At 62.4% G+C, this 24,374-nt stretch carries 28 protein-coding genes and 3 pseudogenes; 12 read left to right on the top strand and 19 right to left on the bottom strand.

Annotation, left to right across the window (positions count from 1 at the left end):
• Positions 1 to 156 precede the first annotated feature (156 nt).
• The 10 genes from ACTIF6_RS20870 to ACTIF6_RS20915 form a co-directional block, all read right to left on the bottom strand.
• Complete coding sequence (locus tag ACTIF6_RS20870) at positions 157 to 387, bottom strand: rubredoxin (RefSeq protein ID WP_182120532.1); 231 nt, start codon at positions 385 to 387, stop codon at positions 157 to 159.
• A 24-nt stretch (positions 388 to 411) separates the two neighbouring features.
• Positions 412 to 1,293 carry a hydrogenase expression/formation protein gene (locus ACTIF6_RS20875; RefSeq protein WP_182120533.1) on the bottom strand — a complete coding sequence of 294 codons (882 nt, stop codon included), beginning with the start codon at positions 1,291 to 1,293 and terminating at the stop codon, positions 412 to 414.
• Positions 1,294 to 1,317: 24 nt separating this feature from the next.
• Entirely contained in the window at positions 1,318 to 1,818 is a 501-nt protein-coding gene (locus tag ACTIF6_RS20880) for a hydrogenase (protein ID WP_182120534.1), read from the bottom strand.
• Between the two features lie 27 nt (positions 1,819 to 1,845).
• Positions 1,846 to 2,151, bottom strand: a complete 306-nt coding sequence (locus tag ACTIF6_RS20885) for a HypC/HybG/HupF family hydrogenase formation chaperone (RefSeq protein WP_182120535.1) — start codon at positions 2,149 to 2,151, stop codon at positions 1,846 to 1,848.
• Position 2,152: 1 nt separating this feature from the next.
• Positions 2,153 to 2,824, bottom strand: a complete 672-nt coding sequence (locus tag ACTIF6_RS20890) for a HyaD/HybD family hydrogenase maturation endopeptidase (protein ID WP_182120536.1) — start codon at positions 2,822 to 2,824, stop codon at positions 2,153 to 2,155.
• Positions 2,825 to 2,846: 22 nt separating this feature from the next.
• Positions 2,847 to 3,218: a HigA family addiction module antitoxin gene (locus ACTIF6_RS20895; RefSeq protein ID WP_182120537.1), complete on the bottom strand. Its 372-nt coding sequence runs from the start codon at positions 3,216 to 3,218 to the stop codon at positions 2,847 to 2,849.
• A 149-nt stretch (positions 3,219 to 3,367) separates the two neighbouring features.
• Positions 3,368 to 4,117 (bottom strand): Ni/Fe-hydrogenase, b-type cytochrome subunit, encoded by a 750-nt coding sequence (cybH, locus tag ACTIF6_RS20900; RefSeq protein WP_182120538.1) that lies wholly within the window; start codon positions 4,115 to 4,117, stop codon positions 3,368 to 3,370.
• Positions 4,118 to 4,143: 26 nt separating this feature from the next.
• A complete protein-coding gene (locus ACTIF6_RS20905) occupies positions 4,144 to 4,365 on the bottom strand; it encodes a hypothetical protein (protein ID WP_182120539.1) in 222 nt (73 codons plus the stop codon).
• Positions 4,366 to 4,513: 148 nt separating this feature from the next.
• On the bottom strand, positions 4,514 to 6,373 hold the full coding sequence (locus tag ACTIF6_RS20910) for a nickel-dependent hydrogenase large subunit (RefSeq protein WP_182120540.1): 1,860 nt from the start codon (positions 6,371 to 6,373) through the stop codon (positions 4,514 to 4,516).
• Between the two features lie 20 nt (positions 6,374 to 6,393).
• Positions 6,394 to 7,485: a hydrogenase small subunit gene (locus ACTIF6_RS20915; protein ID WP_182120541.1), complete on the bottom strand. Its 1,092-nt coding sequence runs from the start codon at positions 7,483 to 7,485 to the stop codon at positions 6,394 to 6,396.
• Positions 7,486 to 7,846: 361 nt separating this feature from the next.
• On the opposite strand from ACTIF6_RS20915, the gene ACTIF6_RS20920 reads away from it, so the two are divergent.
• The 3 genes and pseudogenes from ACTIF6_RS20920 to ACTIF6_RS20930 form a co-directional block, all read left to right on the top strand.
• Positions 7,847 to 8,251: a type II toxin-antitoxin system RelE/ParE family toxin gene (locus ACTIF6_RS20920; protein WP_291210742.1), complete on the top strand. Its 405-nt coding sequence runs from the start codon at positions 7,847 to 7,849 to the stop codon at positions 8,249 to 8,251.
• Positions 8,252 to 8,611: 360 nt separating this feature from the next.
• Positions 8,612 to 8,926, top strand: coding sequence for a hypothetical protein (locus tag ACTIF6_RS20925; RefSeq protein ID WP_439589772.1), 315 nt, complete (start codon positions 8,612 to 8,614; stop codon positions 8,924 to 8,926).
• Positions 8,927 to 8,944: 18 nt separating this feature from the next.
• A pseudogene (locus tag ACTIF6_RS20930) lies at positions 8,945 to 9,160 on the top strand (ABC transporter substrate-binding protein); the annotation flags it as partial.
• A 423-nt stretch (positions 9,161 to 9,583) separates the two neighbouring features.
• Here the strand turns inward: ACTIF6_RS20930 and ACTIF6_RS20935 are convergent.
• The 6 genes and pseudogenes from ACTIF6_RS20935 to ACTIF6_RS20960 form a co-directional block, all read right to left on the bottom strand.
• Positions 9,584 to 10,018: pseudogene (locus ACTIF6_RS20935) on the bottom strand (tyrosine-type recombinase/integrase); the annotation flags it as partial.
• 111 nt (positions 10,019 to 10,129) lie between these two features.
• Complete coding sequence (locus ACTIF6_RS20940) at positions 10,130 to 10,480, bottom strand: hypothetical protein (protein WP_439589773.1); 351 nt, start codon at positions 10,478 to 10,480, stop codon at positions 10,130 to 10,132.
• 22 nt (positions 10,481 to 10,502) lie between these two features.
• The gene (locus ACTIF6_RS20945; protein ID WP_439589774.1) at positions 10,503 to 10,895 is read right to left on the bottom strand and encodes a TerB family tellurite resistance protein; all 393 of its coding nucleotides are present in this window, start codon (positions 10,893 to 10,895) and stop codon (positions 10,503 to 10,505) included.
• A gap of 48 nt (positions 10,896 to 10,943) precedes the next feature.
• Complete coding sequence (locus tag ACTIF6_RS20950; RefSeq protein WP_322316276.1) at positions 10,944 to 11,210, bottom strand: zf-TFIIB domain-containing protein; 267 nt, start codon at positions 11,208 to 11,210, stop codon at positions 10,944 to 10,946.
• A 20-nt stretch (positions 11,211 to 11,230) separates the two neighbouring features.
• Positions 11,231 to 11,947: a Bax inhibitor-1/YccA family protein gene (locus ACTIF6_RS20955; protein ID WP_204735874.1), complete on the bottom strand. Its 717-nt coding sequence runs from the start codon at positions 11,945 to 11,947 to the stop codon at positions 11,231 to 11,233.
• A gap of 27 nt (positions 11,948 to 11,974) precedes the next feature.
• Positions 11,975 to 12,316: an HPF/RaiA family ribosome-associated protein gene (locus ACTIF6_RS20960; protein WP_204735873.1), complete on the bottom strand. Its 342-nt coding sequence runs from the start codon at positions 12,314 to 12,316 to the stop codon at positions 11,975 to 11,977.
• 201 nt (positions 12,317 to 12,517) lie between these two features.
• Here ACTIF6_RS20960 and ACTIF6_RS20965 point away from each other — a divergent pair, with 201 nt between their 5' ends.
• The 3 genes from ACTIF6_RS20965 (at position 12,518) to ACTIF6_RS20975 (ending at position 15,529) form a co-directional block, all read left to right on the top strand.
• Positions 12,518 to 13,606, top strand: a complete 1,089-nt coding sequence (locus ACTIF6_RS20965) for a DUF3616 domain-containing protein (RefSeq protein WP_439589775.1) — start codon at positions 12,518 to 12,520, stop codon at positions 13,604 to 13,606.
• 211 nt (positions 13,607 to 13,817) lie between these two features.
• The gene (locus ACTIF6_RS20970; RefSeq protein WP_204735871.1) at positions 13,818 to 14,336 is read left to right on the top strand and encodes a YqhA family protein; all 519 of its coding nucleotides are present in this window, start codon (positions 13,818 to 13,820) and stop codon (positions 14,334 to 14,336) included.
• A 185-nt stretch (positions 14,337 to 14,521) separates the two neighbouring features.
• Complete coding sequence (locus ACTIF6_RS20975; protein WP_204735870.1) at positions 14,522 to 15,529, top strand: diacylglycerol/lipid kinase family protein; 1,008 nt, start codon at positions 14,522 to 14,524, stop codon at positions 15,527 to 15,529.
• A gap of 68 nt (positions 15,530 to 15,597) precedes the next feature.
• Here the strand turns inward: ACTIF6_RS20975 and secD are convergent, their stop codons facing one another.
• Complete coding sequence (gene secD / locus ACTIF6_RS20980; protein ID WP_439589776.1) at positions 15,598 to 18,150, bottom strand: protein translocase subunit SecD; 2,553 nt, start codon at positions 18,148 to 18,150, stop codon at positions 15,598 to 15,600.
• Between the two features lie 922 nt (positions 18,151 to 19,072).
• The gene (locus tag ACTIF6_RS20985; protein ID WP_439589777.1) at positions 19,073 to 19,954 is read right to left on the bottom strand and encodes a LysR family transcriptional regulator; all 882 of its coding nucleotides are present in this window, start codon (positions 19,952 to 19,954) and stop codon (positions 19,073 to 19,075) included.
• Positions 19,955 to 20,183: 229 nt separating this feature from the next.
• Between ACTIF6_RS20985 and ACTIF6_RS20990 the strand changes: the two are divergent.
• The 6 genes and pseudogenes from ACTIF6_RS20990 to ACTIF6_RS21015 form a co-directional block, all read left to right on the top strand.
• Positions 20,184 to 20,531: pseudogene (locus ACTIF6_RS20990) on the top strand (TerC family protein); the annotation flags it as partial.
• 151 nt (positions 20,532 to 20,682) lie between these two features.
• Positions 20,683 to 21,159, top strand: a complete 477-nt coding sequence (locus ACTIF6_RS20995; protein WP_439589778.1) for a CopD family protein — start codon at positions 20,683 to 20,685, stop codon at positions 21,157 to 21,159.
• A 99-nt stretch (positions 21,160 to 21,258) separates the two neighbouring features.
• The gene (locus ACTIF6_RS21000) at positions 21,259 to 21,453 is read left to right on the top strand and encodes a putative inorganic carbon transporter subunit DabA (RefSeq protein WP_204735866.1); all 195 of its coding nucleotides are present in this window, start codon (positions 21,259 to 21,261) and stop codon (positions 21,451 to 21,453) included.
• Between the two features lie 217 nt (positions 21,454 to 21,670).
• Positions 21,671 to 22,153, top strand: coding sequence for a DUF456 domain-containing protein (locus ACTIF6_RS21005; protein WP_439589779.1), 483 nt, complete (start codon positions 21,671 to 21,673; stop codon positions 22,151 to 22,153).
• Between the two features lie 48 nt (positions 22,154 to 22,201).
• The gene (locus tag ACTIF6_RS21010) at positions 22,202 to 22,903 is read left to right on the top strand and encodes a tellurite resistance TerB family protein (protein ID WP_439589780.1); all 702 of its coding nucleotides are present in this window, start codon (positions 22,202 to 22,204) and stop codon (positions 22,901 to 22,903) included.
• 155 nt (positions 22,904 to 23,058) lie between these two features.
• Positions 23,059 to 23,625, top strand: a complete 567-nt coding sequence (locus tag ACTIF6_RS21015) for a DUF2062 domain-containing protein (protein ID WP_439589781.1) — start codon at positions 23,059 to 23,061, stop codon at positions 23,623 to 23,625.
• 396 nt (positions 23,626 to 24,021) lie between these two features.
• Here ACTIF6_RS21015 and ACTIF6_RS21020 read toward each other — a convergent pair.
• Positions 24,022 to 24,374 (bottom strand): hypothetical protein (locus ACTIF6_RS21020; protein WP_439589782.1); only part of this gene is annotated, 353 nt, incomplete at its 5' end.

The following is a 24,374-nucleotide window of genomic DNA, read 5'->3' on the forward strand; positions in this document are numbered from 1 at the left end:
GGGTTCTTTCTATCGTGCGGTGCACTGCCTGCGACACACGCGTTTGGCGCGGCTGGCCCCTCACCCCAACCCTCTCCCCAGAGGGGCGAGGGAGTCAAGCCCCATCTCCCTCCAGCGGGAGAGGGTCTTTGAACCCAGCGGCGCAGGGGGTTCATCTCAATCCACCAGCATCAGGAACTGCTCGGCATCGCAGTCGCAGTTCGGGCAGCGCCAGTGCGCAGGCAGATCCGCGAACGGTGTGCCGGGCAGAATCTGCCACTGTGGATCGCCCAGGGCGGGGTCGTAGACCCACCAGCAGATTTTGCATTCGAGGCGCGAGCCGGGGCGCAGCACATCGCGGTTGCCCAGGTACGAGCCTTCAAAGCCTTCGAAATGGTCATTGCTCATGGTGCGCCGGGTGGACGGGAAACGTCACACCGACTCCAGGTAGGTGATCACATCGAGCAGCCGCTCGTGCGAATCGCGCAGGTCTTCGGGGGCGGCCATCGCTACCTCGGGCATGTCCACCACCTCGACCGTGTTGAGGATCACCTTGTCCATCGAGTTGTAGTACACCACGCGCCAGCAGTTGGGCAGGCGCGTGTTGGAGATGCGGCAGTTGCCGTAACCGCGCGAGAGCATGAGCACGCGGCCGGTACCGAGATGGTGGTCGAGGAAACCGATGTCTTCGGGCGTGACCGGCAGCAGTGTGAAGTTGACCACGTGCGAGACCTGGCCGGGTTTCCAGCCGAGCACCTGGTCGCGGATTTCTTCCACCAGCAGGGGCGCGTTCTGCACGTTGGGTGGCAACGGACCAGCCCAATGCGGCATGGCGTCCTGCGGCCACACGTCGTCCACCGCCATGGCGCGCAGCAGCGCCGGCACCGGGCTGACCTCAATCACGTCGTCAATCATGGTGCGCTCGCCGTCCACGGTGCGGAACGTGATGAGGCGCCACACGCCGGCCAGCACCGCTTCCTGGATGCGCACCTCCAGCGCGCCGTCTTCTTCGCGCACCAGGGCGCTGACCTCGCCCTCACCCATGATCTGCTTGATCAGCTGCAGGTCCTGCGCAGGCAGCGTGGTCAGCGCCACCTGGCCGCCCGGGCCACCTTGCGCAGTGCGGTCCAGCAGCGCCAGCACCTGACCCAACACCGCGCGCGCGGCTTCGCGCCCGGCCAGCTCTTCGGGCTCGGGCAGCACGGGTGGGCGGTAGGTGCCCATGTCTGTGGGCATGTGCACATAGTCCAGCTTTTCGTCTTCGGGCTGGGTGCCCGGGCCGATGGCCACGAGGGGGATGGGGAAGTCTTTCATGGGGTGTCCTCGGTGTCGGTCGGTTCAATGGCAGCCGCTGTCTTTGCTGGTGCTGCCCTGGCTCACCACGGGGATGCCGATGGTGGGCGGGCGTGAGGGTGGCATGGCAAGCGCGGCGGCCACACCGCTTTGGTACACGTCCCAGTCCTGCATGCCGGCGATGGCGGTGACGTACTGACCGTCGCGAAAGAACAGCAGGGTGGGCCAGCGCTGCGAGCCGTAACGGCGCGCCAACGCGTCCTCGTTGTCTCGCGGCACCACGGCCACCTGAAAGCGGTTTGGAAAAACCTTCATCAGTTCGGGCAGCACGGCCGCCACGTCCTGGCCTTCGGGGAACCGCACCGGGTCGCCCGCGAGCAGCACCAAGCGGTCGCCGCCGCCCGCGCTCCATGCGGCCACGCTGGTTTCGTCCACCCAGGCGGCATCGAAGTCGCGCACTAGGCGCATCACCAGCGGTGGCGCGGGGTTGGTGTCGGGCAGTGGCAGGGCAAAAGCCCGGCCGGTGGTGTCGGTGGCGGTGTTCATGTCATCTCCTGTGTGTGGGGGTGGGTGTCAGGTCTGTCCGGACAACTGCCTGAGTTGTTCGGTGGTCATCTGTGAAGGCAGTTCAAAGCCGGCATCGCCACGGGCTCTCCGGCCCTGCATGGCGTCTTGCACTAGGTCCAGCGCCGCGTTGACTTCGGCGGCACGCTCGGTGCTGATGTGTTCGCGCGCGTCACCCAAGAACACCAGCAACCAGTCGCCGGGCTCACACGGACCGACCAGCGCGGTGTTCACCCGGCGCCGCTCGCCACGGCCTTCGCACCAGGCGTGTCCGGGCTCGATGGCGCTGACCTGCATGGGGATGCCGATGCACATGTCAGAGGTCCTTGGGGAAAAAGCGTTCGTCACCCGAACGGCAGGCTTGCTCAGGCGCGGGACGCTGCGTCTCGTAGGCGGCCAACGCGAGCTCGTCCAGGGTGACCGCTTCGCGTTCGCCCAGCGGCGTGCGGCGCGGCACGGGCTCGCCACCCCAGCGCGCGATCTGGTCCACACCCAGGGCCAGCGCGTCTTCCATCGCAGCCTTCACCACCGGGCGCAGGCTGCCGCCGTAGTCTTCCAACTCCTGGGGCTGGCAGCCGATCAGCAACATCTGGGACGGGAACTTGCCGGTGAGCTGCGCCAGCGAAAGCACTTCCTGAAAACCGGTCTGGTGCAGGCTCATTTTTTTCGCGCCCATGAAGCGCGGCACAGCGTCGTCGCGCACCTGCTTCAGGGTACCGGGCTCCAGGCCGTAGTCGATGGCGTCGAAGATCAACAAACAGTCCGCCGCCTGCACGTGCTGGATCAGGTACAGCCCCTGCGTGCCGCCGTCGATGAGCGACACATGCCCGGCGAACTCGTAGCGGCGCTGCAGCGTCTCAATGCAGCGCACGCCAAAGCCCTCGTCGGCCCAGAGCAGGTTGCCAATGCCCAGCACCACGATCGCTGGCGGCTGGGCAGGGCTGTCACCCCTGGGGTGACAGGTGGTTTCGGACGGATGTCTGCTCATGTGGGGTGGTCCCGATAAACGCTCAGGGAGAATCAGAAGAAAAGGGTGCGGCACCGCTCGGGGATCTGTGCGCCACCGCATACAGGCGCTTCCAGGCATGGAAGCTGTCCCAGGCGGACTGGTGTGCGAGCCAGAAGGCCGTATCGATACCGAACTGCCGCGCACAGCGGATGGCGGTGTCGGGCGACATGGCGCGCTGACCGTGCACCAACTCGTGCAGCCGGCGGCGCGACAGTCCAAGCAGCCGGGCCGCCTCGCTCTGGTTGAGCGAGAGCGGTGCCAGGCAGGTGCGCGCCAGCAGCCGACCCGGGTGCATGGGCGTGCGCACCGGCACCCCCTTCGGAGGAAGCACCGAAGCAGCAGCGAGCCAGCGGGGATGAGCGGAGAGCGACATCTAAATCGAATGAACGTTGCGCGACCAATAAAAATAAACTCGGAGCGAAATGCCTCAACCCAGGGTTCCGCGGAACCGTCCATCGACAAGCTCAGGACGGGCCGCCAATAACGCCCCTTTGGGGAGGGCGCCGAAGGCGGCGCGGGGGGTTAATCCTTGAACGTGCGGTGGCCGGAGATCATCGTGCTCACGATACTCTGGCGACCCATGATGTCCTCGCGGATCGCAGCGTAGATGTGGAAGATGATGAAGATGACCATGCCCCACATGCCCAAGCGGTGCCAGGTGTGCACATCCTGGCTCTGGCCGAACAGCGGAATCACCCAGGTGGTGAACAGCGTGTGCGCCCAGGATCCCGGCTGTGTGCCTTCCCCGTACAACGCAAAGCCGGTGACGATCATGAACAGGCCAATGCCGAGATACAGGGTAAACATGGCGAACCTGGCCAGCGGGTTGTGTCCCACGTACTGGTTGGGCTTGGGAGCGATAAACAGGTACCACGCCAGCACTTGAATCACCTCACGCCAGTAGGCTTTCTGGAAAAGCGGGACCCAGAACAGTTCGCGAGCGTGGTGGTTGCCGACGATCGCCCAGTAGGCGCGCCCGAGCAGGCCCACGGCCAGGATGTACCCAGCGGTGAAGTGCGCGAAGCGGATGTAGCCCATCAGGTAGTTGTCGCTGGCCTCGCCCGGCATGGTCGGCAGCGGCACGCCGATGAAGTAGCCGGTAATGGCCAGCACGGTGATCGCTGCGGCGTTGATCCAGTGCCAGATGCGCACCGGCGCTTCATAGACGTAGACCGACTTGATGGAATCGCCGAGCAAGACGGCGTTGTTGTCGATGCCGGTGGCATCGGCCTGGCGCTGCTGGGCCAGTTCTTGGGCAGACAGAGTGGACATGATGTGCTCCGAGTGGGGAACGACGGTCACTTCGACACGGCCTGGCCCCGGCGTGCGCGCCACTGGCGCACAGCCATCACACCCAGCCCGATTCCGAACAGCGCGAGCAGTTGCTCGACGCCGACGGCGTGGGTGAGCATGTCCCACAGCTCGTGGGGGCCGTGACCATCGTGGGCCTGCGCGGCGCCCGTCAGGCCCAGCAGCAGTGCGGTTGTGCCCAGTTGGCGCAGGTTTTTTTTCACTTGCATGTTTATCTCCTCGTGTGGGTTCATTTCATTTCCGGGATGGGCGCCGTGCCCGCGTGCCCCGATCCAGCGCACGCAGAGAATCCGGCTTTGCCGGTCCCGGGGCGTAGTCTCCCTGAGGGGAAGACGCGAAGCGGCGCAGGGGGTCATCTCACCTCACCGTGACGCGGGCCATTTCCTGACCGTCTTCGCTCATCACGTGCGTGGAGCAGGCCAGGCAGGGGTCGAAGCTGTGCAGCGTGCGCAGAATTTCCAACGGCTGCTCCGGGTTGACCATGGGCGTGTTCATCAGCGAAGCTTCGAAAGCGCCGATCTGACCCTTGGTGTCGCGTGGCGAGCCGTTCCAGGTGGTGGGCACCACGCACTGGTAGTTCTCGATTTTGCCGTCCTTGATCTTGATCCAGTGGCCCAGCATGCCGCGCGGCGCGGCCACTGTGCCCACGCCTTTGGCTTCTTTGGGCCAGGTGGCCGGATCCCACTTCTCGATGTTGGCGGTACTGGTGTCGCCAGCCTTGATGTTGCCAATCAGTTGCTTGAAGTCGTCCAACATCATCTCGCCGCTGTACTGGCTCTCCAGCGCGCGGGCCAGGGTACGACCGATGGTGGTGGGCAGCAGTTGCTTGAGCGTGTAGTTGGTTTCCGGCAGGCCCAGTGCTTTGGGCAGGGCCCTGTTGATCGCGACGGCAGACTCGTCCACCTGTTGCTTGACGCGCTGGCAGTATTTGTTGCCCTGCACCGCATGGGCGTAGCCCAGGATGTAGCGCGACAGCGGACCGACCTCGACCGCGTGGCCACGCCAGCGCGGACTCTTGATCCAGGAGTATTTTGCGGACTCGTCGAGCTGCTCAATGTTGGTGCGCGTGCCCTTGAAGTTGGGACCTTCGGGCTTGTAGTTGGCCTCTGTCACGCCATCCCAGGGGTGCAGACCCTTGCTTTCGTCGGCGTATTTGTACCAGCTGTGGTTCACGAATTCCTGCACCTGCTCGGGGTCGCGCGGATCGATCTCATGGATCTTGTCCCAGTTGCCATTGAGGATCACGCCGCCGGGCAACTGTTGTGTGCTGCGGTCGTTGGGCACTTTCTCATAGGTGCCGTAATCGGCGACATTGGTGGCCGAGAGGCCGCCGCCGTAGAGCCAGCCAGCCTGTTTGTAAATGGTGCCAATGGCCAGCACGTCAGGTACATAGACGTTCTTGTTGAACTCGATGATCTCGTTGATGCGTGCCTCGACGAAGTTCAGACGCTCCATGTTGATGGGTGCGCCGGCCGCGCCGTCGCCGTCGATGTTGATCGCGCAGGGAACCCCGCCCACGAGGTAGTTCGGGTGCGGATTCTTTCCCCCAAAAATGGTGTGGATCTTCACCCACTCTTTTTGCAGATCCAGCGCTTCGAGGTAGTGCGTGACCGCCATCAGGTTGGCTTCGGCTGGCAGCGCATAGGCCTTGGAACCCCAGTAGCCGTTGGCGAAGGGGCCGAGCTGACCGCTGGCAACAAACTTCTTCAGGCGGTTCTGCACGTCTCGGAAGTAGCCGGGCGAGGAAAGCGGGTGCGAGGGCGACACCATCTGCTGCAGCTCGCTGGTTTTCTTCGGATCGGCGTTCAGGGCCGACAGCACGTCCACCCAGTCCAGCGCGTGCAGGTGGTAAAAGTGCACCGCGTGGTCGTGCACCTGCAGCGTCTTGGCCATGATCTCGCGGATGAGATAAGCGTTGAGCGGAATCTGAATGCCCAGCGCATCCTCCACCGCGCGCACCGAGGCCAGCGCGTGGCAGCCGGTGCAGACGCCGCATATGCGCTCCACGAAGGCCCAGGCGTCGCGCGGGTCGCGACCCTTCAGAATCACCTCCAGACCGCGCCACATGGTGCCGGTGGAGACCGCGTTGCGGATCACATTGTTGCTGTCGAGGTTGACCTCGCAGCGCATATGGCCCTCGATGCGCGTGACAGGGTCGACGACGATGCGCCGGCCGGTGTTGTCCATGCGAAAGCCTTGAGTTTCGTAAGCACCCATGTTCTTGTTCCTCGGTCGTGTCAGTGGTTGGTGGGTGTGGAGGCGTCGGGCTTGCGCGCGTTGTCGCGGGCACGCTTGGCCACCGAGATGGCGGCGTGCGCCGCCACCGCCGCCCCCACCACACCGGCGGCGGTGCCACCGATCTGGTCTGCGTTGGCCTCGATGCCGAAGGCGTGGATGTCGGTCAGGCGGTCGTAGAACGAGCCCTTGTCCCAGAAGCCGTCTTCCGAGCAACCGATGCAGCCGTGACCGGCCTTGATCGGGAAGCTGGTGCCCTCGTTCCACTGCACTGTGGAGCAGGCGTTGTAGGTCGTTGGCCCCTTGCAGCCAACCTTGTAAAGGCAGTAGCCACGGCGCGCGGACTCGTCGTCCCAGGCCTCGACGAACTGGCCGGCGTCGAAGTGAGGACGGCGGTAGCACTTGTCGTGGATGCGCTGGCTGTAGAACATCTTCGGCCGACCCTGGCGGTCCAGTTCGGGGATGCGGTCAAACGTCAGCATGTAGGTGATCACGCCCGTCATCACCTCGGGGATGGGCGGGCAACCCGGCACCTTGATGATGGGCTTGTCCGTGATGACCTTGTGTATCGGTGTGGCCTGCGTCGGGTTAGGCTTGGCGGCCTGCACGCAACCCCAGGAGGCGCACGAACCCCAGGCGATGATGGCCTTGGCGTCCTTGGCCACCTTCTGCAGCTTCTCGACGAAGGGCTTGCCCGACTGGATGCAGAACATTCCATCTTCATTCAGCGGCGGGTTGCCTTCCACCGCCAGGATGTACTGACCCTTGTACTTGGTGATGAGTTCTTCGAGAAGGGCCTCGGCCTGGTGGCCGGCGGCGGCCATCAGGGTGTCGTCGTAGTCCAGCGAGATCATGGACAGCACCACGTCTTTTGCCAGCGGGTGCGCCGAACGGATGAACGCTTCGGTGCAGCAGGTGCATTCCAGCCCGTGCAGCCAGATCACCGGGGTGCGCGGCTTGTTTTCCATGGCGTGCGCGATCTGCGGCACGAACGAGGGCGCCAGCCCGAGCGAGGTGGCGGTGAGCGAGCAGTACTTCAGAAGGCTGCGGCGCGAGATGCCCTTGCGGCGCATGACTTCGTAGAAGGTTTCCATAGAGTAATGTCTCCAGTTGCTTTTTGATGATCGCCACGTCCCGTGCAAGGAATGCAGAGAGAACGCGGCGCACTTTTCAGGTGGGGGCGCATGTTCATCGCAAGTCGTGCGCCAACGATCCCGCATCGCGGGAATACCCTGAGCGACCCGCTTAAGTGCTTGTTTCCGTTGGCATTCAGCGTGGGCCGATTCAGCCTAATAGATCAACACGCGCAGAGACTGAAATAACAAGATCCATTTTCTCGATCGAAACGGAAATAAACTATCCAGCAGGAACATTCCATACGCTGTACAGCGTATGGTTGACGCGTAGTCAATACTTGGTCCGTCTCGCCTTTGGGCCTTTGGTCTTGCGGGCGATGTGGAACTCGTAGGGCAGGGAATCAGCGAATTGCGTGTTCACCATGGCCATGGATACCGCATCTACTTCCAGAAGAGAGGAAGCACGATCATCGTCCTGCTGTGCGGCGGAGACAAAAGCACGCAAGTGAAGGACATCAATGCCGCAAAGCGCCTGGCTGAAGCATGGAGCGAATTGCTGGGCGTCTACCTGCAGCGCCTGCGTTGCCTCAGCATGCAGTACGCACAAGGAACCCATTTCACCGTCCCGACCCGCGAGCCCTTTTGCAGTCGGACACCTGGCGCACCAAATCAGCGATCTGGTGGTACTTGGCCTGAGCCCCGGCCGAGGTGCGTGCACACGCGCTCGACCGTGGGCCGCTCGCTCCGGGCGAGCACGTCGTCGGCAGCGGCCCAACCCCATTGACTTGGATGCCTTGGGACACTCTCGTACTTTTGGTTTGCATCGCCCTCTTCCGTGATGTAAATTACTTTCGATAAGATATAGTTATTGAAACTTATCTCCCCGACAGCTCAGAAGGAGCGAGCGCATTTTTGTCGCTTCACAACTCTCACCGGGCGACTGCTCACGCTACAGAAAACGTCTGCGCCCCGTTCGCAGAAACTGATCGATGCTACTTCGCACGCAATTTCTCTGCGGGACTTTTGCGGGACTGGGCTCTGAAATACATGTCTAAACAGAGTAGTTTTGGTACATTGGGCGGTCACAGAGCCTATATAAATCAACAACTTAAATATGATCTGGTAGCACACGACCAACCAGGCGGTGGTTTTTGTCGATTTGGAGTCGCCTGCGATCGCTGCCGTATCGGGTGTGATGATTGGCTCACCCGTCCCTCGCATAGCCAACTGGCGCACGCTCGCCTTGTGGGTCTACGACGAACTGATCGCGAAGGGAGACGGAAACGCGATCCTCCCCCTCATCGGTATCAGCTACATCTCGACTCTCCAGGACTGCACCGGGCGCAACTTCGCGATTTTCGAAGAACGCCGGGATGCGCACATCCACCGTGGCGCGCCACCAGCATCCCAGGTCCCACTTGACCTTGCCGAGCTTCAACGTCTGTGGGCCGCAGCTTGATCGCTGATTTCAAGGCCAGTGCCTATCTTCGCGGACACCACTGGCTACGGTGAAGCTGGCCTCAAGGACGTGGAGGCGGCTTTGGCCAGCAAGAACCTCAAGGCCACGCATGTGGCGCGGTGTCCTCTTGGTGTGAAGGTCCTCAAGGAGTCGTTGGCCGCTGCCCGCGCCGCCGGTGCCAACGTTGTCTTCAGCTACACGGTGGGTCAGGAAAACGCGGTGATTGCTAACGGGTGCGTATTTCGGTCGCTGCTGGACACTCATTTCGGTTTCTCTTGGACAGCGGGAACGGCGGGAGATGGGCACCCAGTTCGGCACTCGTGGACACGCACAATGTGCTGCCAGTAGGCGTCGACGCTGCGGCGCCCAGTTGCCATGTTGGTTTGCCGGGCAGGTGCGCGGCCGGCTAGACTTCACCAATCGGCCATCAGCGGCCGTTCACGTCTCCGTGCCCATCGTCAAGTCAAGACTGGTCTCGGACGTTCGTCGGCAAGGCACCGAATCGTCACGACGTTGCCCTCCGGTCATTGCAGCAAGCAGCGCTCGAACGGCCGCAGGGCCTTCCATACCTGTCGTTCCACCGCGCTCGGTGGACTGGGACGTTCAAGTACCGCTTGCAACGATGGACCACTGCGTCGTGCACCGTACCTGATCAAGTTACCTCACGGTTGATTTCAGCTTGGAGTGCCCGAGAAGCAGCTGAACCGCGCGAAGGTTCTTTGTGCGCTTGTAGATCAACTTCGCCTTGGTTCTGCGCATCGAATGGGTGCTGTAGTCCGCACGGTCCAGGCCGAGGTGATCGACCCAATGTCCGAGGATTCGCGCGTGCTGCCTGGTCCCGAGGTGGCGCGAGTCGTGTATCCGGCTTGGGAACAGGAAACCTTCTGGCCTCAGCCCAGCTTGCTTGATCCAAGCGTGCATAGCCTCCTGAGGGGTTGGTGTGATTTCAAACTGAACCGGGCGCTGTGTCTTAAGTTGCATGACGGTGGCGCGGGTCGCGACCCGGTCGCCGTGACACACATCTCGAACCTTGAGGTTCACGAGAGCGCAACCGCGCAGTTTGCTGTCAATGCCCGGGTTGAAGAGCGCGACCGATACTGGACATGAGTCCCACGTCACCCGCGTCATCGCCTGTTCGATGTCCAGGCAACTCCCCTAGCAGGCATCCCGCGGCCACAGTCATCAATGCGAACTGAAAAGATGTCACTCTGTTAGTCCCTTGCTGTGAGATTGCACACGAACCGGTTTAAATGCCTCGCGAGGTGATCCGACCAGCGCATTGACAGATTTCCACGACCGCTCTGTGGCACGTCTCAGTAACGCTCCCAGCTTGCGCTGACGTTCACTGACAGTTGCAACTTGTCCATTGGGCAGATGCACTTCCACCATGCATTCCCTCAAGGTCGAGCCCGATCGTGGTGTCTCACTCACGCGCACCGCGATCCGCACGATTCTGTGTGCCAGTTTTGCAAAGATTGTTCTCAAGCGCTGAGCCATCTCCAGACTGTGAGCGCGGGACAGCTTGGTGTTCGGGGTACGAATATCGATATGCATACTGCTCTCCTTGATGAATGAATCAACTGAAATGAGAGCCGGGGTTGACCAGACGCCAGTGTTCGGCAAGCGTGTTGACCAGGTTCTCTTCGGAATCTGCACTGTGAAAATCGGCTCGAATCACCGCAACACAGAGTTCAAGCGTTGTTTGCTGAAGTATTGGATCGGTGACTTCAGCCATGACCGATCGAAGTGCCTCTTTGTCAATCTGGCACGTTGATCCCCAGACGGCGTAGGACGAGGTCATGAGGTCTTCAGACAGAAGTCGAACCACTTCATTGAACTGTTCGCGAGTCAAACCCAGACGATTTGCCGCGTTCATCCGCTCTAGCAAGCCGAGCTCGCTGGTACTTAAATGTCCATCGGCCAGAACAGCTAGTGCGATCAACCGGGCTGCGGCCTGCGGGCTGTTCACGGGATAACTACGCATCATGGGTCTCCCTTGGCTGCTGTGGGTCGCGCGTCAGTCGAAAATGTTGTTCAGCCAGGACTTCTTGCGGTTCCCCTGCTGGCCTCGGTCATGCTCGTAGTCGGAGTCTGCGAATTGAGGTTGTGATTGCACTGCCGTGCGGGCGGCAGGGGCTGGCGTCATCGTTGCCGAACGCTCAATCAGCTTGTCGAGTTCGCCGCGGTCCAGCCAGACCCCGCGGCATTGCGGGCAATAGTCGATCTCGACGCCCTGGCGATCGCTCATCACGAGTGCGGTGTCGGTGCAGGTGGGGCATTTCATGAGGGGTTCCTTGTGTGGGTTCATTCATCCGAGCTGCCGAAGCCGAACAGGCTGAGCAGGCTCGTGAACAGGTTGAAGATCGAGACGTACAGCCCGACGGTGGCCAGCACGTAGTTGGTTTCGCCGCCGCTCACGATGCGGCTGGTCTCGAACAGGATCAGTCCAGCAGAGAGCAGCGCGACCATCGCAGCCACGGCCAGGCCCAGCGCCGGCATCTGCAAGAACACCGCGCCCAGACCCGCGATCAGCGCGATGACCATGCCGGCAAACAGAAAGCCGCCCATGAAGCTGAAGTCGCGTCGCGTCGTCAGCACCCAGGCAGACAACGCCAGGAAAGTGGCGCCCGTGGCCGCAAGAGCCATGGTCACGACTTGCGCACCGCCGGGCATTGCCAGCGATTTGGCCAGCACCGGCCCCAGCGAGTAGCCCATGAAGCCTGTCAGTGCGAACACCGCCGGCAGCGCCCAGCCGCTGTTCTTGAACTTGTAGACGGCGAAGAGCAGGCCGAAATAGCCGCCCAGGGTCAGCAAGATACCCGGCGCCGGCAGCTGGAACACCACGCTGGCAGCGGCGATGGCTGCACTGAAGAGCAGCGTCATCGACAGCAAGGCATAGGTGTTGCGCAGCACACGGCGCGTTGCGGCGCCATCCGTGGGTGTCGTGCTGCCTGCGCCGCTCGGGGCCGAAGGTGCGGCTTGCGGGCGAGCGGTGGTGGGGATGGGCGTCATGGAGTTCATGGTGTCGGGTCCTCGGGTCGTTCGAGATCAGGGTTCGTGGCTGATGAAGCGTTGGCGCAGTCGGCGGGAGTCATCGCCTCGGCGCCACAGGCGCATGAGGAACCGTGCAGCGCGTGCCAGCGCGTTGTCCAGCGCGGTGCGCCAGTCGCCGGCCACGGAGGCAACGACCACCGAGCCTGCACCATCGGTCCGAAGTTCTACCTGGCAGCGCTTGTCGATCCCGCCGCGAGGTCCGTTCACGTCTGACAACTGCACCTCGGCGCGCGGCACCAGCCAAACCAGGCGACGCAGCACGAAGCGAACTCGCTGCTCCGTCAGATCGCGAAGGTCGGCGGCCTGGGGGTGACGGGACTTGAAGAGCACTTGCATCACGGATCTCCTTTGATTGGTAAGGGACCAAAGTCTGTGGCCACTGACGATTCCGGAAAAGCAGCATTTGGAGGACACGAACATCGGATAAACCTGAACGCACGATCAGACTTCTGCCGCAAACTCCTACGTTCACTGGTTGCGGCCGGCGCGCATTGCGGAGCGTGAAATTTCCTGCCAACCCATGCTTTGAGAAACGCGATGCCCAAAACTCGAACCGCCAATGCCGTCCGTCTGGAGTTCGCTCCTGACTCGCTGGTTCAATCCAATCTGTCCGGCGCGGCCTTCACCGGCGACTGGCTCTGGGTGGCGGGCGACGAAGCCTGCGGACTGGACCGCCTGCGCCGGCTCGATCCCGTGGGGCGCGAGGCGTTGCGCTTTGGCGAAGTGCGCGACTTCCCTCTCGCAGATCTGCTGGACCTGCCGGGCGCACCCGACGAAGAGGCCGACCTGGAAGGCATGGCCGTCGCAGACGGCTTCCTGTGGGTTGTGGGCTCGCATGGCCTGAAGCGCAAGAACGCCAGACCGGACCGGGACCATGCCGACAACGCCAAACGGCTGGCGAAGGTGGCACTGGACGGCAATCGGCGTTTGCTGGCCTGCCTGCCCATCGAGCCCGACGCCAAGGGCGAGCCCTGCCTGGTCCGGCAGGCCCAGGACGGCCGACGGGCGCTGCGCTTGAAGGGCGATGCGCAAACGAACCTGCTCACCCGTGCGCTCGCCGATGATGTCCACTTCGGGCCATACATGACCATCCCCGGCAAGGACAACGGCTTCGACATCGAAGGCCTGGCAGTGGACGGCCGCCGGCTGCTGCTGGGCCTTCGCGGCCCGGTGCTGCGGGGTTGGTCGGCGCTGATCGAGATCGCGGTAGAGCCCCGTGGTGACCAGCTGCGCCTGGCGCCTCTGGACGACAGCGGCATCTTGATCCGCAAGCACTTTCTGCAGTTGGACGGCCTCGGTGTGCGGGACCTGCACTTCTCCGGCAATGACCTCTACATACTGGCCGGCCCGACGATGGTGCTCAACGGCGATATCCGCGTCTTCAGGTGGCCCGCTGCCCGGACCATTCTGGCCTCCAACCGCGAGCCCGTGCGTTTCGAGGAAGCATTGACCGAGTCGGTGTCACTGCCGCACGGGCGCGGCACCAACCGCGCTGAAGCTATCTGCGACCTGCCGCCTGCACTGTCGGGTGGCACGGCGAGCTGGCTCGTCCTGTACGACGCCCCCGGTGCCGACCGAAAGGAAGGCGAGCACACCGTCTTCGGTGACCTGTTGCGCCACGATTGAAATCGCTCAACGCCGTCTGTCGCGCCCGGCCCATGGCCGCCGAGAGCAGCTCAGCTGAGCCACCCTCAGACGTTCGTATTTCCGCAGTCAGTCTGCGTCCGACCCACAGGCTGTCGACAATCGCCCTGAGTCTGGCCAGGGCGCTGTTCGGCGAAGCGCTTGGCGCGCAACGCTACTTGATGTAATTGGTTGAATCGTTTCGAGGTAAAAAATGGAAAAGCTTCTTTCAGGGGTCGGGTCACTGCTGTACGGCATGCGGTTCACCATGCTGTTCTTTTATGTTGGTCTGGTCGCAATCATCTTCGGCATTTTGGGCAAGTTCCTGCTGGAAACCTACAAGCTGATGACCACCTTGCTGTTTGGTGACCTGGAAAAGATTGACCTGATCATCAAGGTACTTGAACTGGTGGACATGACGATGGTGGCGCAGCTCGTTTGGGTCGTTGCGCTGGCGGGCGTGTCGCTGTTTGTGACGACCGGACACTTTGACAAGAAGGACATGAAAAAGCCGGACTGGCTGGACCACGTCAATACCTACAACCTCAAGCTCAAACTCGCATTCGCCATCATCTCCATTTCGGGCGTTCACGCGTTGAAAACCTATTTGAGTGGCGACCTGAATCTGGAGAACATTCAGATAGTGACGATGGTGGCTGTCATTCACTTCACGTTCGTACTTTCTGCGATAGGAATCTCTTTTGCAGAGAGACTGACACGGGAAAAGATGTAGAGCCGGACCAAGGGGTTGGCCAAGAGAGAGTCGGCGTCTGCTGACGTGCCGGCCGACCGAGACGGTCTGGCTGCCCTGTGGATGCGCTACAAGATGCGCCGATCACAAGGACAGCGGGCACGCCGTCTTGAGTGACCTGCTGCCCCACGATTGAATGCATTCACCGCGAGTTGTCTTGTCCAGTCATGGCTGATTCCCCCAAGCTCGATCCTTCTGCGCCGATTCAATTCGTCATCAATGCGGCTGCTGGCAGCAGCGCCGCGCACACGAAGCGCGAAGTCATCGAGTCAGTGCTTCGGGCAGAAGGACGGTGCGGTGACTTGCACTTCTGCACACCCGTCCAACTGGCTGCCATGGCGCGTGAGTCGGCGCAGCGGGCTCTGTCGACCCACGCGGCCGTGGTCGCCGTCGGCGGCGACGGCACCCTCAACACGGTAGCGCAGGCCGCTCACGCTGCGGGCTGCGCCATGGGGGTGGTACCGCAGGGCACGTTCAACTACTTCGCCCGCACCCATGGCATCCCCGCTGATCCTGCCGCGGCGACACGCCTGCTGCTGCGTTCGGAGCCAGCGCCGGTGCAAGTGGCCTGCATCAATGACCGCGTGTTCCTGGTCAACGCCAGCCTCGGGCTCTATCCCGACCTGCTGGAAGACAGGGAAACCTACAAAGCCCGCTTCGGTCGCAGCCGCTGGGTCGCGTTTGTCGCAGCCTGCGCAACGCTGCTGCGTGCACAGCGCAGGCTGCGACTGCACATCGAGATGGGGGGCGGGGTTCGGGACGTGGAGACCTTGACGCTCTTCGTAGGCAACAACCGCCTGCAACTGCAGCAGTTCGGCGCGCAGCCGCAAGACACCCTGCCCGGTACGCCCGGCCACGGCAGCATGGCCGCGCTGATGCTGCGGCCCATCGGCACGCTGTCGATGATCGGGCTGATGCTGCATGGAGCCATGGGCAGGCTGGGTGAAGCCGCCGGCGTGGATGGCTTCGAATTCCAGCACATGGTGGTGCGGCCCACCCTCGCTCCCGGCCGCAGCGAGGTCGTCGTGGCGTTCGACGGTGAAGTGGCACGAATGCGCGCACCCATTGACATTCGTGTGCTGGACAAGCCCTTGTATCTGCTGATGCCACAGCTCGACCAATCCGCCATCGACACCAGCGCCGGGGTCACAGACGTGCAGCTGACCAGGACATGAGTGGGGCGCCAGCCTCAGGCGAAGGGCGCAGCGCAGACCCTGACGCGATCTGCGCTCTGCGCACCGGCTCACGCTGCATCCGCGGGCCCGGTCCGGGTTGAGGTCTGTCCTGAAGGATCGGGGGCAACGGCTGCAAACATGACGACGCCACGGCGCGCTCGCCAGTCCCCCAGGAACAGCAGGATGGGCGCCGCGATGAAGATCGATGTACACGCTGCGATGACAATGCCGAAGGCCATCGGTACGGCGAAGCTGGCCACGGCCGAACCACCCCAGATGGCCAGCGGCAACACGGCCAGGAATGCCGTGACCGATGTGTAGAGGCTGCGCGTCAGCGTCTGGTTGATGGACAGGTCGATCACCTCGCGCAGCGAGCGCTTGCGATGGCTGCGCAGGTTCTCGCGCATGCGGTCGTAGACCACCACCTTGTCGTTCACCGAGTAGCCCACCAGCGTCAGCAAGGCGGCAATGGCCGTCAGGCTGAAGTCCAGGCCAGTCAGGGCGAAGACCCCCAGGGTCAGGATCACGTCCAGCACCAGCGTCAGGATGGCGCCCACCGCAAAAGGCCACTCGAAGCGCACCCAGATGTAGATGAGCATGGCGATGCTGGCCAAGATGACGGCCAGCACACCGGCGGCGGCCAGCTCGCCGCTCACCTTGGGCCCCACCACCTCGGTGCGGTCGAAGGTGGCTTGCGGGTCGATCGCAAGCACGGCGCTCTTGAGCCGCTCGACGGCCGCAGTCTGCTGTGCCTCGCCGCCGGGCTGCAACTCCACCCGCACCAGCAGGCGGTCTTCGCCACCGATGGCTTGAAGCGAGACCTCACCCAGGCCCAGCCCGGCCAGCTGCGCGCGGTAGGGCGCCAGGTCGGCCGGCGCAGTGGCCGCCACCTCCATCTGGATGCCGCCCCGGAAATCAATACCGAAGTTCAGGCCGGGTTTGAACATCAGCAGCACACAGCCGACCACCATCAGCGCCGACAAACCCAGGCTGGCAAAGCGCGCTTTCATGAAGTTGAACTGCGTGCCGTCGGGCACCGGGCGAAAGCCAAACAGCGGCCGGATCTGCATGGTCTTCAAGCGGCGGCGCCGTGCAATGGACAGCATGATCACCTTGACCACCGACACGGCTGTGAACATCGAGATCACGATGCCCAGCGCCATGGTGATGGCAAAGCCCCGCACCGGCCCCGAGCCGAACATGAACAGCAGCAGCGTGGCGATCAGCGCGGTGACGTTGCTGTCCATGATGGTGGCGTAGGCGCGCTGAAAGCCCGCGTCGATGGCCGTCATGGCCGGCTTGCCTTTCAGCGCTTCTTCGCGAATGCGCTCGTTGATGAGCACGTTGGCGTCCACCGACAGCCCGATCCCGAGCACGATGCCCGCAATTCCCGGCAAAGTGAGGGTGGCGCCCAGCAAACTCATGCCCGCCACTGTGAGCACCACGTTAAGCGCCAGGGCAATGTTGGCCACCAGGCCCCAGCCGCCATACAGCACAAACATGAACAGGAACACCAGCACGAAGGCGCCGATACCGGCATAGACGCCCTTTTGGATCACGTCGCTGCCCAGGTCGGCGCCCACACTGCGCTCTTCGATCACCGTCAGCTTGGCCGGAAGCGCGCCCGCGCGCAGCAACGCCGACAGCGTGCCCGCTTCCTGCACGGTGAAGCTGCCCGAGATCTGGCCCGACCCGCCGGTGATGGGTTCGCGGATCACAGGCGCGCTCAGCACCTTGCCGTCCAGCACGATGGCAAAAGGCCGGCCCACATTGGCTTGCGTGATGGCGCCGAACTCGCGCGCACCGGTGCGATCGAACCGGAAGTTGACGACGGGTTCGCGCGTCTGGGGATCGAAGCCTGCACTGGCATCGGACAACCTGTCGCCGCTCAGCACGACGCTGTTTCGGACGGGATAGCTGTTGCCCTGGCTGTCCTGCAACGTCCGGATACCGTCAGGGCTGGACGTGTTGCCCAGCAGGTGAAAACTCATCTTCGCCGTCGACCCCAGCAACGCGCGCACCTGAGACGGGTCTTGCAAGCCGGGCAGTTGCACCAGAATGCGGTCCGCGCCAATACGCTGGATGGTGGGGTCGGCCACCCCCACCTGATCGACCCGCTTGCGGATGACCTCCAAGCTCTGCTCCACGGCGCGGGTGATGGATTGGCGCTGCCCTTCGGCCGTCAACGTGAGCTCGACGCCGTCGCTGCCATCGATCTGGCGGCCCGCCACGTCCAGGTCTGCGCGCGCTGCACCCACGGGGGTGGCCAGCGCGGAAAGCACGTCGATGGCGCGCGCCTGCTGGCCCGCATCGCGCAGCGCAATCGACACGCCGCGCTCGCCCGCCTGCACACTGCGCCAAGGAACATCCGCTTCGCGCAAGGTGCGCCGCGCTTCTTCGCCGAGGGTGCGTACGCGCTCACGTTGCAGCTCGGTACCGTCGACTTCCAGCACCAGGTGCGAGCCGCCGCGAAGGTCCAGGCCGAGTGACACGGGTTTGTCGGGCAGAACGCTGGGCCAGCGTTCGAGCACGGAAGCGGGCAGCACATTGGGCAAAGCGAACAGCAGGCCCGCCACGACGATGGCCAGGTACAGGGCCACCAGGTAGGGTGAATTCTTCATGAAGCAGTCTTGACGGGCGCGCGCAGCACTTCGGCATGCGCACGCGGGCTACAGGAGGGAAAGGGCTGCGCGCAGCAGGTGCGCGCACGGCGTTAAGCCACGAAGGGTGGGGCGCGGCTCGTGTGCGCGCTGCGGCGCTGCTTCAGATTCGGTTCGGTGGCCGAAAGCGATGGCTCGTACGCCCGCTGCGTATCGATCTGAAGTCCTACCTCACCTGCCGGCTGTGCCCCGTCTGTGAGATCCCAAACCAATGCTTGCGAGTCGCCCGCAACGTGCTGGACCGACATTGCCGCAGCTTGATCGCGCCGCACAGCTCGCGATGTGAGCGAAGTTCCACCGTGCAGCTGCAAATGCTGCACATTGGCCGTGAGCTTGTTGGAAAGGGACTGAGACGCGAGGCCCACAGTGCCGCCGATGCCGGTGCACACCACCGTTGCCCAGACCAACAAGGTGAAGAGGACTGCCCGAAGCCACGCACCCGTACTCAGGGTGCCGCTCGACAACTCGAGCGGTTCCCCTAGCACTGGCATGGTGCCGGAAGGGCAAAAGGAGGTAGTGGTCACAGCTTGGACTTTATGTCTTTTCAGGTTCGTATTTTCCTGAGTTCGAGTCTCGAAAGAACTCCTTCTTCCGAAGTCGTTACGGACCCACATTTCGCTGCTCCAACACTCTCAATTTATCTGTCATGAAGCTCTCGTCACGTTCCGCGTTTCTCGTACTTGCGTGGGTCGGAAAAAACCTGCAGTCGCTGCAGGAGTCAATCAGGGAATGGAAGCCACAGCCTGCGCCAGTGCTCGTACCCATCCCGATCCAGACCGAGCGTCGCGCACGCGAGCGAGTCGGCCGGCACCGTTGAAGGCATCGTCGATGCTGAGGAGCCTGGCGCCGAGACAGTACCTGATGGAATTCGATCAGGCGGCGATCAGAGGCGCGCCGCAGCCACTACCTGCATCACCAAGGGGTGATGCTGTCCGCGACGAGAGCGAATGGCATGAATCTCCTCCTTCACGCCTTCGCTGCTGCCCAGCAAGCGAAGTCCGCGCATCAGGCCGACGTCGTCCGCGCCAAGCCGGCTGACCGGGAACACGCCCAGCCCGCGGGCGGCGAAGACCGCCAGCAGCGCACTGTCTTCGAACTCACCGACGATGCGGGGCCGCAGACCCTGCGACTCGAACCAGTGATCCAGCGTCGGTCGCAGGGCCGAGTGTCCCGTGGGCAGCAGCACCGGTAGATCGTTCAAGCTTTGCGGAAAGCGGTCGCGCTCGGTCTTGCCGACCAGACGGGCGGGGCCGTACCACTCGACCGGCGAATCGACGAGTCGCTCGCTGGTGAGGCGCAAGTTTGGGTTGCGCGGAGCAGCCTGACCGGCCAGCACGAGGTCCAGGTGATGCAGCGCCAGTTCGCTGAGCAGCTGTTCGAACTCGCCCTCGTGGCATACGAGCCGAAGGTTGGGTGTGCTCAGAACGGGCTCCAGCAGAGCATGGGCTGCGAGCTTGGAAATGCCATCGGAGAGCCCGACCGCCAGGCGGGCCACCTTGCCGCTACCGGCTTCGCGCACCTCATCGGGGATACCCTGGCCCAACTGAAAGATCTCCTCGGCGCGCGCGAATGCTGCTTGGCCCGCCTCGGTGAGGGCTACGCCACGCCCCGAAGGTTTGAGGAGCTGGTGGCCCAACGCCTTCTCCAGTTCGCGTACCTGCGCGCTGATGGTTTGCACCGCCATGTCCATACGTTCGGCGGCACGGGCGAAACCGCCCTCCTTGGTGACGACCCAGAAGTAGTGGAGATGGCGGTAGTTCAGCATATTCGCTCCAGTGCGGAAAAACCGAAGTTTAAGTGTGTTTCAAGCTGGTTTGTTCGAAACGCATTGATCCCGACACTTCTGAGCATTCGAGCAACAAAGAAAGCCTGATCATGATCTGCGCGCTTAGCTGGTTCTTCTCTCTCGCTCTGCTGTCCCGACGCGTTTATTCAGCGGTTTGCTGAGAAAGCGTGCGTTTGTTTCTGCGATCCTCCCACTCTGAAACTAAGACATGGACTTCCTGATTCCCTTTTTCACGGACGACTTCCTGGGCAAGCCCGCCTGGGTCTGGCTCACCTTCGTCGGTATCGTCATCGCGCTGTTGGCGTTCGACCTGGGCGTCCTGCACAAGGACGACAAGGAAATCGGCGTTCGCGAGAGCCTGCTGCTGTCGGCCGGCTACATCAGCGTGGCACTGCTCTTCGGTGCCTGGGTCTGGTGGTTCCTGGGCGCGCAAAGCGGCATGGACTACTACACGGGCTTCATGATTGAGAAGTCGCTGTCGATGGACAACGTGTTTGTCATCGCGCTGATATTCAGCTTCTTCGCCATCCCGCGGCAGTACCAGCATCGGGTGCTGGGCAGCCTCCTGTCGCCGAGTCCACATGACACCGCCGATCTTGCAGCGCTTGCGAGACGCAGCCGCTGTCGTCCGGGACGAGCGGTTGTAGATGCAGGCCACAGCACAAGCCCACAGCTAGGCTGCGTTTGAAATTGAATGGGAGTATTCGATGATCTATGCGACCCTCAAGACTGTTCATGTGCTGTCCATCATCGTGTGGGTCGGTGGCATGGTGTTTGTCCACTTCTTCCTGCGGCCGGCAGTTGCTCAGTTGGATCCACCGGTACGGCTGCGCTTCATGCACGATGTGCTCGGCCGCTTCTTCAAGGCTGTTCTGGGGGCGTCATTGCTGACACTGGTCAGCGGTGTCTGGATGTTGGGACGCTTCGCCAAGCAGGTGGTTCAGTCGGGTGGCAGCTTCGAGATGCCGTTGGCTTGGACCATCATGGCGATGCTTGGGGTCGCGATGGTTGCGATCTTCATGCACCTCCGCTTTGCGCTCTTTAGGAGGCTCGGCCGGGCCGTGGCGGCGTCCGAGTGGGACGCCGGAGGAGCGATCCTAGTGCAAATTCGCACATGGGTAGCGATCAACCTCGGCCTGGGTGTCTTGGTGCTGCTTGTGACGCTGATGCGCTGGACAACTTGAGTCTGGACCTTGCAAACCATTTTCCTGGGCCGTAGAAGGTGCCGATGCGGTCGGACTAACCAAGCTGCCCGGCCAATTTCAAATACGGCGAAGGCATCCATGGTGACGTCCTTGAAGACGGCGGCCCGTAGCCGCAGCGCAAACTATCCCCACGCCGCAGGCCTGGACTGCGCTACCTGCGGTGGACAGACCGGCGAGGTAAACGCCCGCGCTCTGGCCGACCTGCTCAACACCCTCACGGTGCGCACGTACTTGCGTACCCAGGGAGTAGATGTGCCAGAGCGCATCCGTTAACGAGAATTTTTGAAAGGGTCCAACGTTGAGCAGCATCACCCAGCCAGCCAGCCGTGTGCGCCCAACGGGAAAACTCTGGATCCCATTCCCTGCAAAACGCGTGTCCATGTGCCCATGACTCCCAACTCGGCTGGGGGTGTTCAAGGCGACGCCGACCAACGAGAGCTTGGGCGCAACAGAGCGGATCACCTTGGTCCATTGATTCTGAAAGCTGAATGTGGAAACCACTGTGCTTTGGCTACTGAGTATTGCCTTGATTGTGCTGGGCTTGGCGGGCACCGTGCTGCCTTTGTTGCCAGGCACCTTGCTGGTCTGGGGCGGGATCTTGCTTGGGGCGTGGATTGACGACTTCGCCCGCGTGGGAACGACCACGGCGGTGATCGTCACTGTGTTGGCAGTGCTTGCCTGGAGCCTGGACTATGTGGCTGGGCTGCTGGGCGCCCGAAGGGTCGGTGCCAGCAAGAAAGCGCTTCTGGGTGCAGCAGTGGGGACTGTAGCGGGACTCTTCATGGGTTTGGTCGGCGTGCTCTTCATGCCCTTGGTGGGTGCCGCCATTGGAGAGTACGTGGTTCAGAAAGACCAGCGGCACGCCGTCAGGGTGGGCGTTGCAACCTGGGTCGGGATCATGGTGGGTCTGATTGCCAAGGTCGTACTGTCTTTCATCATGGTGGGGATCTTTGTGTTGGCATTGCTGATCTGAGCTCTCTTCGCCCAGCAATTTCTGTTGAATGAATGAGAGGTTTGCGAGATGAGTGCACAAAAAATGCTCGAGCAGCTGCTGAAGTCCGGTTTGTCCGGGATGGACAACAGCAAGAGCCGAAACAGCAGAGGCGATCGCTCATCCGATCGCTATGAAAACGCTGATTGGGGGAAGTCGGTATCGGGTACATCCGCCGGAGGACTGCTGGGCATGTTGCTTGGCAGCAAGAGGAGCCGCAGCATGGGTGGCTCGGCACTGAAAGTTGGCAGCGCCGCTGCTCTAGGGGCTGCAGCGTTCAAAGCCTACACCTACTGGCAATCGCAGCAGGAGCCGCAGAAAGCACCTCCAGCGTCACCGGCGCGGGCACTACATCCTGAACCAGGCGCAGGCTTGAAGGGAGAGGAAGTGCAGAGCCAGGCGGTCCTCAAGGCCATGATCGCAGCCGCCAAGTCGGATGGTCACCTCGATGAACGTGAGCGCGGGCTCATCCATGATGAGCTTGAGCGAATTGACGCAGACCCCCCTCTGCGGCAGTGGATGGAAGATGAACTGCGCAAGCCCTTGGATCCTGCAGAGGTTGCAAGTGCAGCCAGCACTCATGAGCTTGGCGCCGAGATGTACCTTGCCAGCTTGCTGATGGCCGATGACACTTCCTTCATGGAGCGGGCTTATCTGGATGAGCTGGCACGCCAGCTGCGGCTTGCACCCACGCTCAAGGCAGAACTGGAAAGAAGTATCCGGCCCTTTTGAGGCCCTTAGGAAACAAGTGGCGCAAGACCGGCAATTCATACCCTGAGCGCGCTGCGGCTCGCTGCCATAGTCGCGCGAGAGACGACGCGATACAGTTCCTCACTTGTCCCTGCCATTTGCGGGGTTCGGCAACCTGGTTTGATGCACGCGGCTCCATGGCTGAATTCAAAAAGCGCCTTCGCCGCTGGTTTCCCACCGCTCAAACTCTGGAGCAAATGCAAGGCTTTGCCTGGCTGGGTCACTACCTGCGGGTGCACCCGCGCCTTTGGGTATTGCACCGGCGCGGTGTAGCCCTAGGTGTGGCGCTGGGGGTCGGCATTGGTGTGTTTCCGCTGCCCCTGCAGATGCCGGCTGCCATGCTGGTGGCCGTTTTTCTGCGGGCCAATGTGGCAGCGGCGGCGGCGGCAACTTGGTTGACCAACCCCTTAACCATGGCCCCCATCTGGGGACTGTCAGCCTATCTGGGCTCTTTTGTCGTCCCTCGACAAGTAGATATCAAGTCCTCAGAGGTGACGACCCCATGGACCTGGAACTCACCTCAGACGTGGCCCGAAGCCTTTTGGGAGCAAGTGACGTCTTGGGGACCTGCGTTGCTGGTCGGTTTTCCCATGGCTGCCGCTGTGATGGGCCTTGGCGCCTACGCAATCGTCTATTGGGCTTGGGCCGTACTCATCAAGCAAGAAAGGCGGCGGCGCCAGCGGCGCTCGGCCACGGTCCAATGACGTCACCATGTTGCATTGAAGCACCTCTGCCGAGGCGGAACGGATCTGGTGATTCAAACGACAGCTCAAGTCAAGGGTTGTAAGACGCTCACCCTCAATCGTTAGCGTGTGTCGTCGGTACTCCTGCGCGGGTGGGCGTCCTTCAACTATTTACTGGAGTAAACGCATCGAAGCGCCGTGTCCTCGCCACACACTGGCATGCAATGTCTGCAGCACACTCGAGAGCTGCCTCTCAGGTCCTCACCTTGCGAGGTCCTGAATGACCGCAGCGTGGCAAGGAGCCCGCGAGCATCGCTGCGTCCCATCGTTTGCTATCGCTGCACTATCGACGTTCAACTACGCTCGACGAAGGGCAGCAACGGGCCCTGAGCAGCCGGTCAGTTTGCTCCGAAGCAGTCACTCGCCAGGCGTAATCTCTCGCTTAAACCCTCGTGCAAGCTCAAGAAAGTCGCCAGCGACTTTGGTCGCAGCCCCCGGTTCCATGCCAATGATTGGCAGCATAAAAACTGCGCCAGCCATGTCGAAGGCAAAAACTTCTCCACCGCCATTTCCTGCGAAGGCTACAAAGCCGGGTGCGCACAGGTCGACTTGCAGTGCCGTGTTGGCGCTGGACGCCTCATCGTCGTCCCAAAGGATGATGTCGTGTTCCCCCCCTGGCTGTGACCACGAGGCTGCGCATTCCACTGATGGCGGACAGTGATTCCATTCCCATCGCGGACAGCGTTCCAGACGATGGCGGACACGCTGCG

Source organism: Hydrogenophaga sp. (genome assembly GCF_051860785.1).
Taxonomy (GTDB): domain Bacteria; phylum Pseudomonadota; class Gammaproteobacteria; order Burkholderiales; family Burkholderiaceae_C; genus Hydrogenophaga.

Bases quoted from the DNA above. Each gene is read 5' to 3' on its own strand.
- ACTIF6_RS20875 (WP_182120533.1), bottom strand. From the start codon at position 1,293: ATGAAAGACTTCCCCATCCCCCTCGTGGCCATCGGCCCGGGCACCCAG.
- cybH (WP_182120538.1), bottom strand. From the start codon at position 4,117: ATGTCCACTCTGTCTGCCCAAGAACTGGCCCAGCAGCGCCAGGCCGAT.
- ACTIF6_RS20885 (WP_182120535.1), bottom strand. From the start codon at position 2,151: ATGTGCATCGGCATCCCCATGCAGGTCAGCGCCATCGAGCCCGGACAC.
- ACTIF6_RS20995 (WP_439589778.1), top strand. From the start codon at position 20,683: ATGATCTATGCGACCCTCAAGACTGTTCATGTGCTGTCCATCATCGTG.
- ACTIF6_RS20910 (WP_182120540.1), bottom strand. From the start codon at position 6,373: ATGGGTGCTTACGAAACTCAAGGCTTTCGCATGGACAACACCGGCCGG.
- ACTIF6_RS21015 (WP_439589781.1), top strand. From the start codon at position 23,059: ATGGCTGAATTCAAAAAGCGCCTTCGCCGCTGGTTTCCCACCGCTCAA.
- ACTIF6_RS20940 (WP_439589773.1), bottom strand. From the start codon at position 10,480: ATGCATATCGATATTCGTACCCCGAACACCAAGCTGTCCCGCGCTCAC.
- ACTIF6_RS20960 (WP_204735873.1), bottom strand. From the start codon at position 12,316: ATGCAAGTGCTCTTCAAGTCCCGTCACCCCCAGGCCGCCGACCTTCGC.
- secD (WP_439589776.1), bottom strand. From the start codon at position 18,150: ATGAAGAATTCACCCTACCTGGTGGCCCTGTACCTGGCCATCGTCGTG.
- ACTIF6_RS20970 (WP_204735871.1), top strand. From the start codon at position 13,818: ATGGAAAAGCTTCTTTCAGGGGTCGGGTCACTGCTGTACGGCATGCGG.
- ACTIF6_RS20975 (WP_204735870.1), top strand. From the start codon at position 14,522: ATGGCTGATTCCCCCAAGCTCGATCCTTCTGCGCCGATTCAATTCGTC.
- ACTIF6_RS20880 (WP_182120534.1), bottom strand. From the start codon at position 1,818: ATGAACACCGCCACCGACACCACCGGCCGGGCTTTTGCCCTGCCACTG.
- ACTIF6_RS20870 (WP_182120532.1), bottom strand. From the start codon at position 387: ATGAGCAATGACCATTTCGAAGGCTTTGAAGGCTCGTACCTGGGCAAC.
- ACTIF6_RS21000 (WP_204735866.1), top strand. From the start codon at position 21,259: ATGGTGACGTCCTTGAAGACGGCGGCCCGTAGCCGCAGCGCAAACTAT.
- ACTIF6_RS20955 (WP_204735874.1), bottom strand. From the start codon at position 11,947: ATGAACTCCATGACGCCCATCCCCACCACCGCTCGCCCGCAAGCCGCA.
- ACTIF6_RS20985 (WP_439589777.1), bottom strand. From the start codon at position 19,954: ATGCTGAACTACCGCCATCTCCACTACTTCTGGGTCGTCACCAAGGAG.
- ACTIF6_RS20890 (WP_182120536.1), bottom strand. From the start codon at position 2,824: ATGAGCAGACATCCGTCCGAAACCACCTGTCACCCCAGGGGTGACAGC.
- ACTIF6_RS20965 (WP_439589775.1), top strand. From the start codon at position 12,518: ATGCCCAAAACTCGAACCGCCAATGCCGTCCGTCTGGAGTTCGCTCCT.
- ACTIF6_RS21010 (WP_439589780.1), top strand. From the start codon at position 22,202: ATGAGTGCACAAAAAATGCTCGAGCAGCTGCTGAAGTCCGGTTTGTCC.
- ACTIF6_RS20895 (WP_182120537.1), bottom strand. From the start codon at position 3,218: ATGTCGCTCTCCGCTCATCCCCGCTGGCTCGCTGCTGCTTCGGTGCTT.
- ACTIF6_RS20950 (WP_322316276.1), bottom strand. From the start codon at position 11,210: ATGAAATGCCCCACCTGCACCGACACCGCACTCGTGATGAGCGATCGC.
- ACTIF6_RS20905 (WP_182120539.1), bottom strand. From the start codon at position 4,365: ATGCAAGTGAAAAAAAACCTGCGCCAACTGGGCACAACCGCACTGCTG.
- ACTIF6_RS20915 (WP_182120541.1), bottom strand. From the start codon at position 7,485: ATGGAAACCTTCTACGAAGTCATGCGCCGCAAGGGCATCTCGCGCCGC.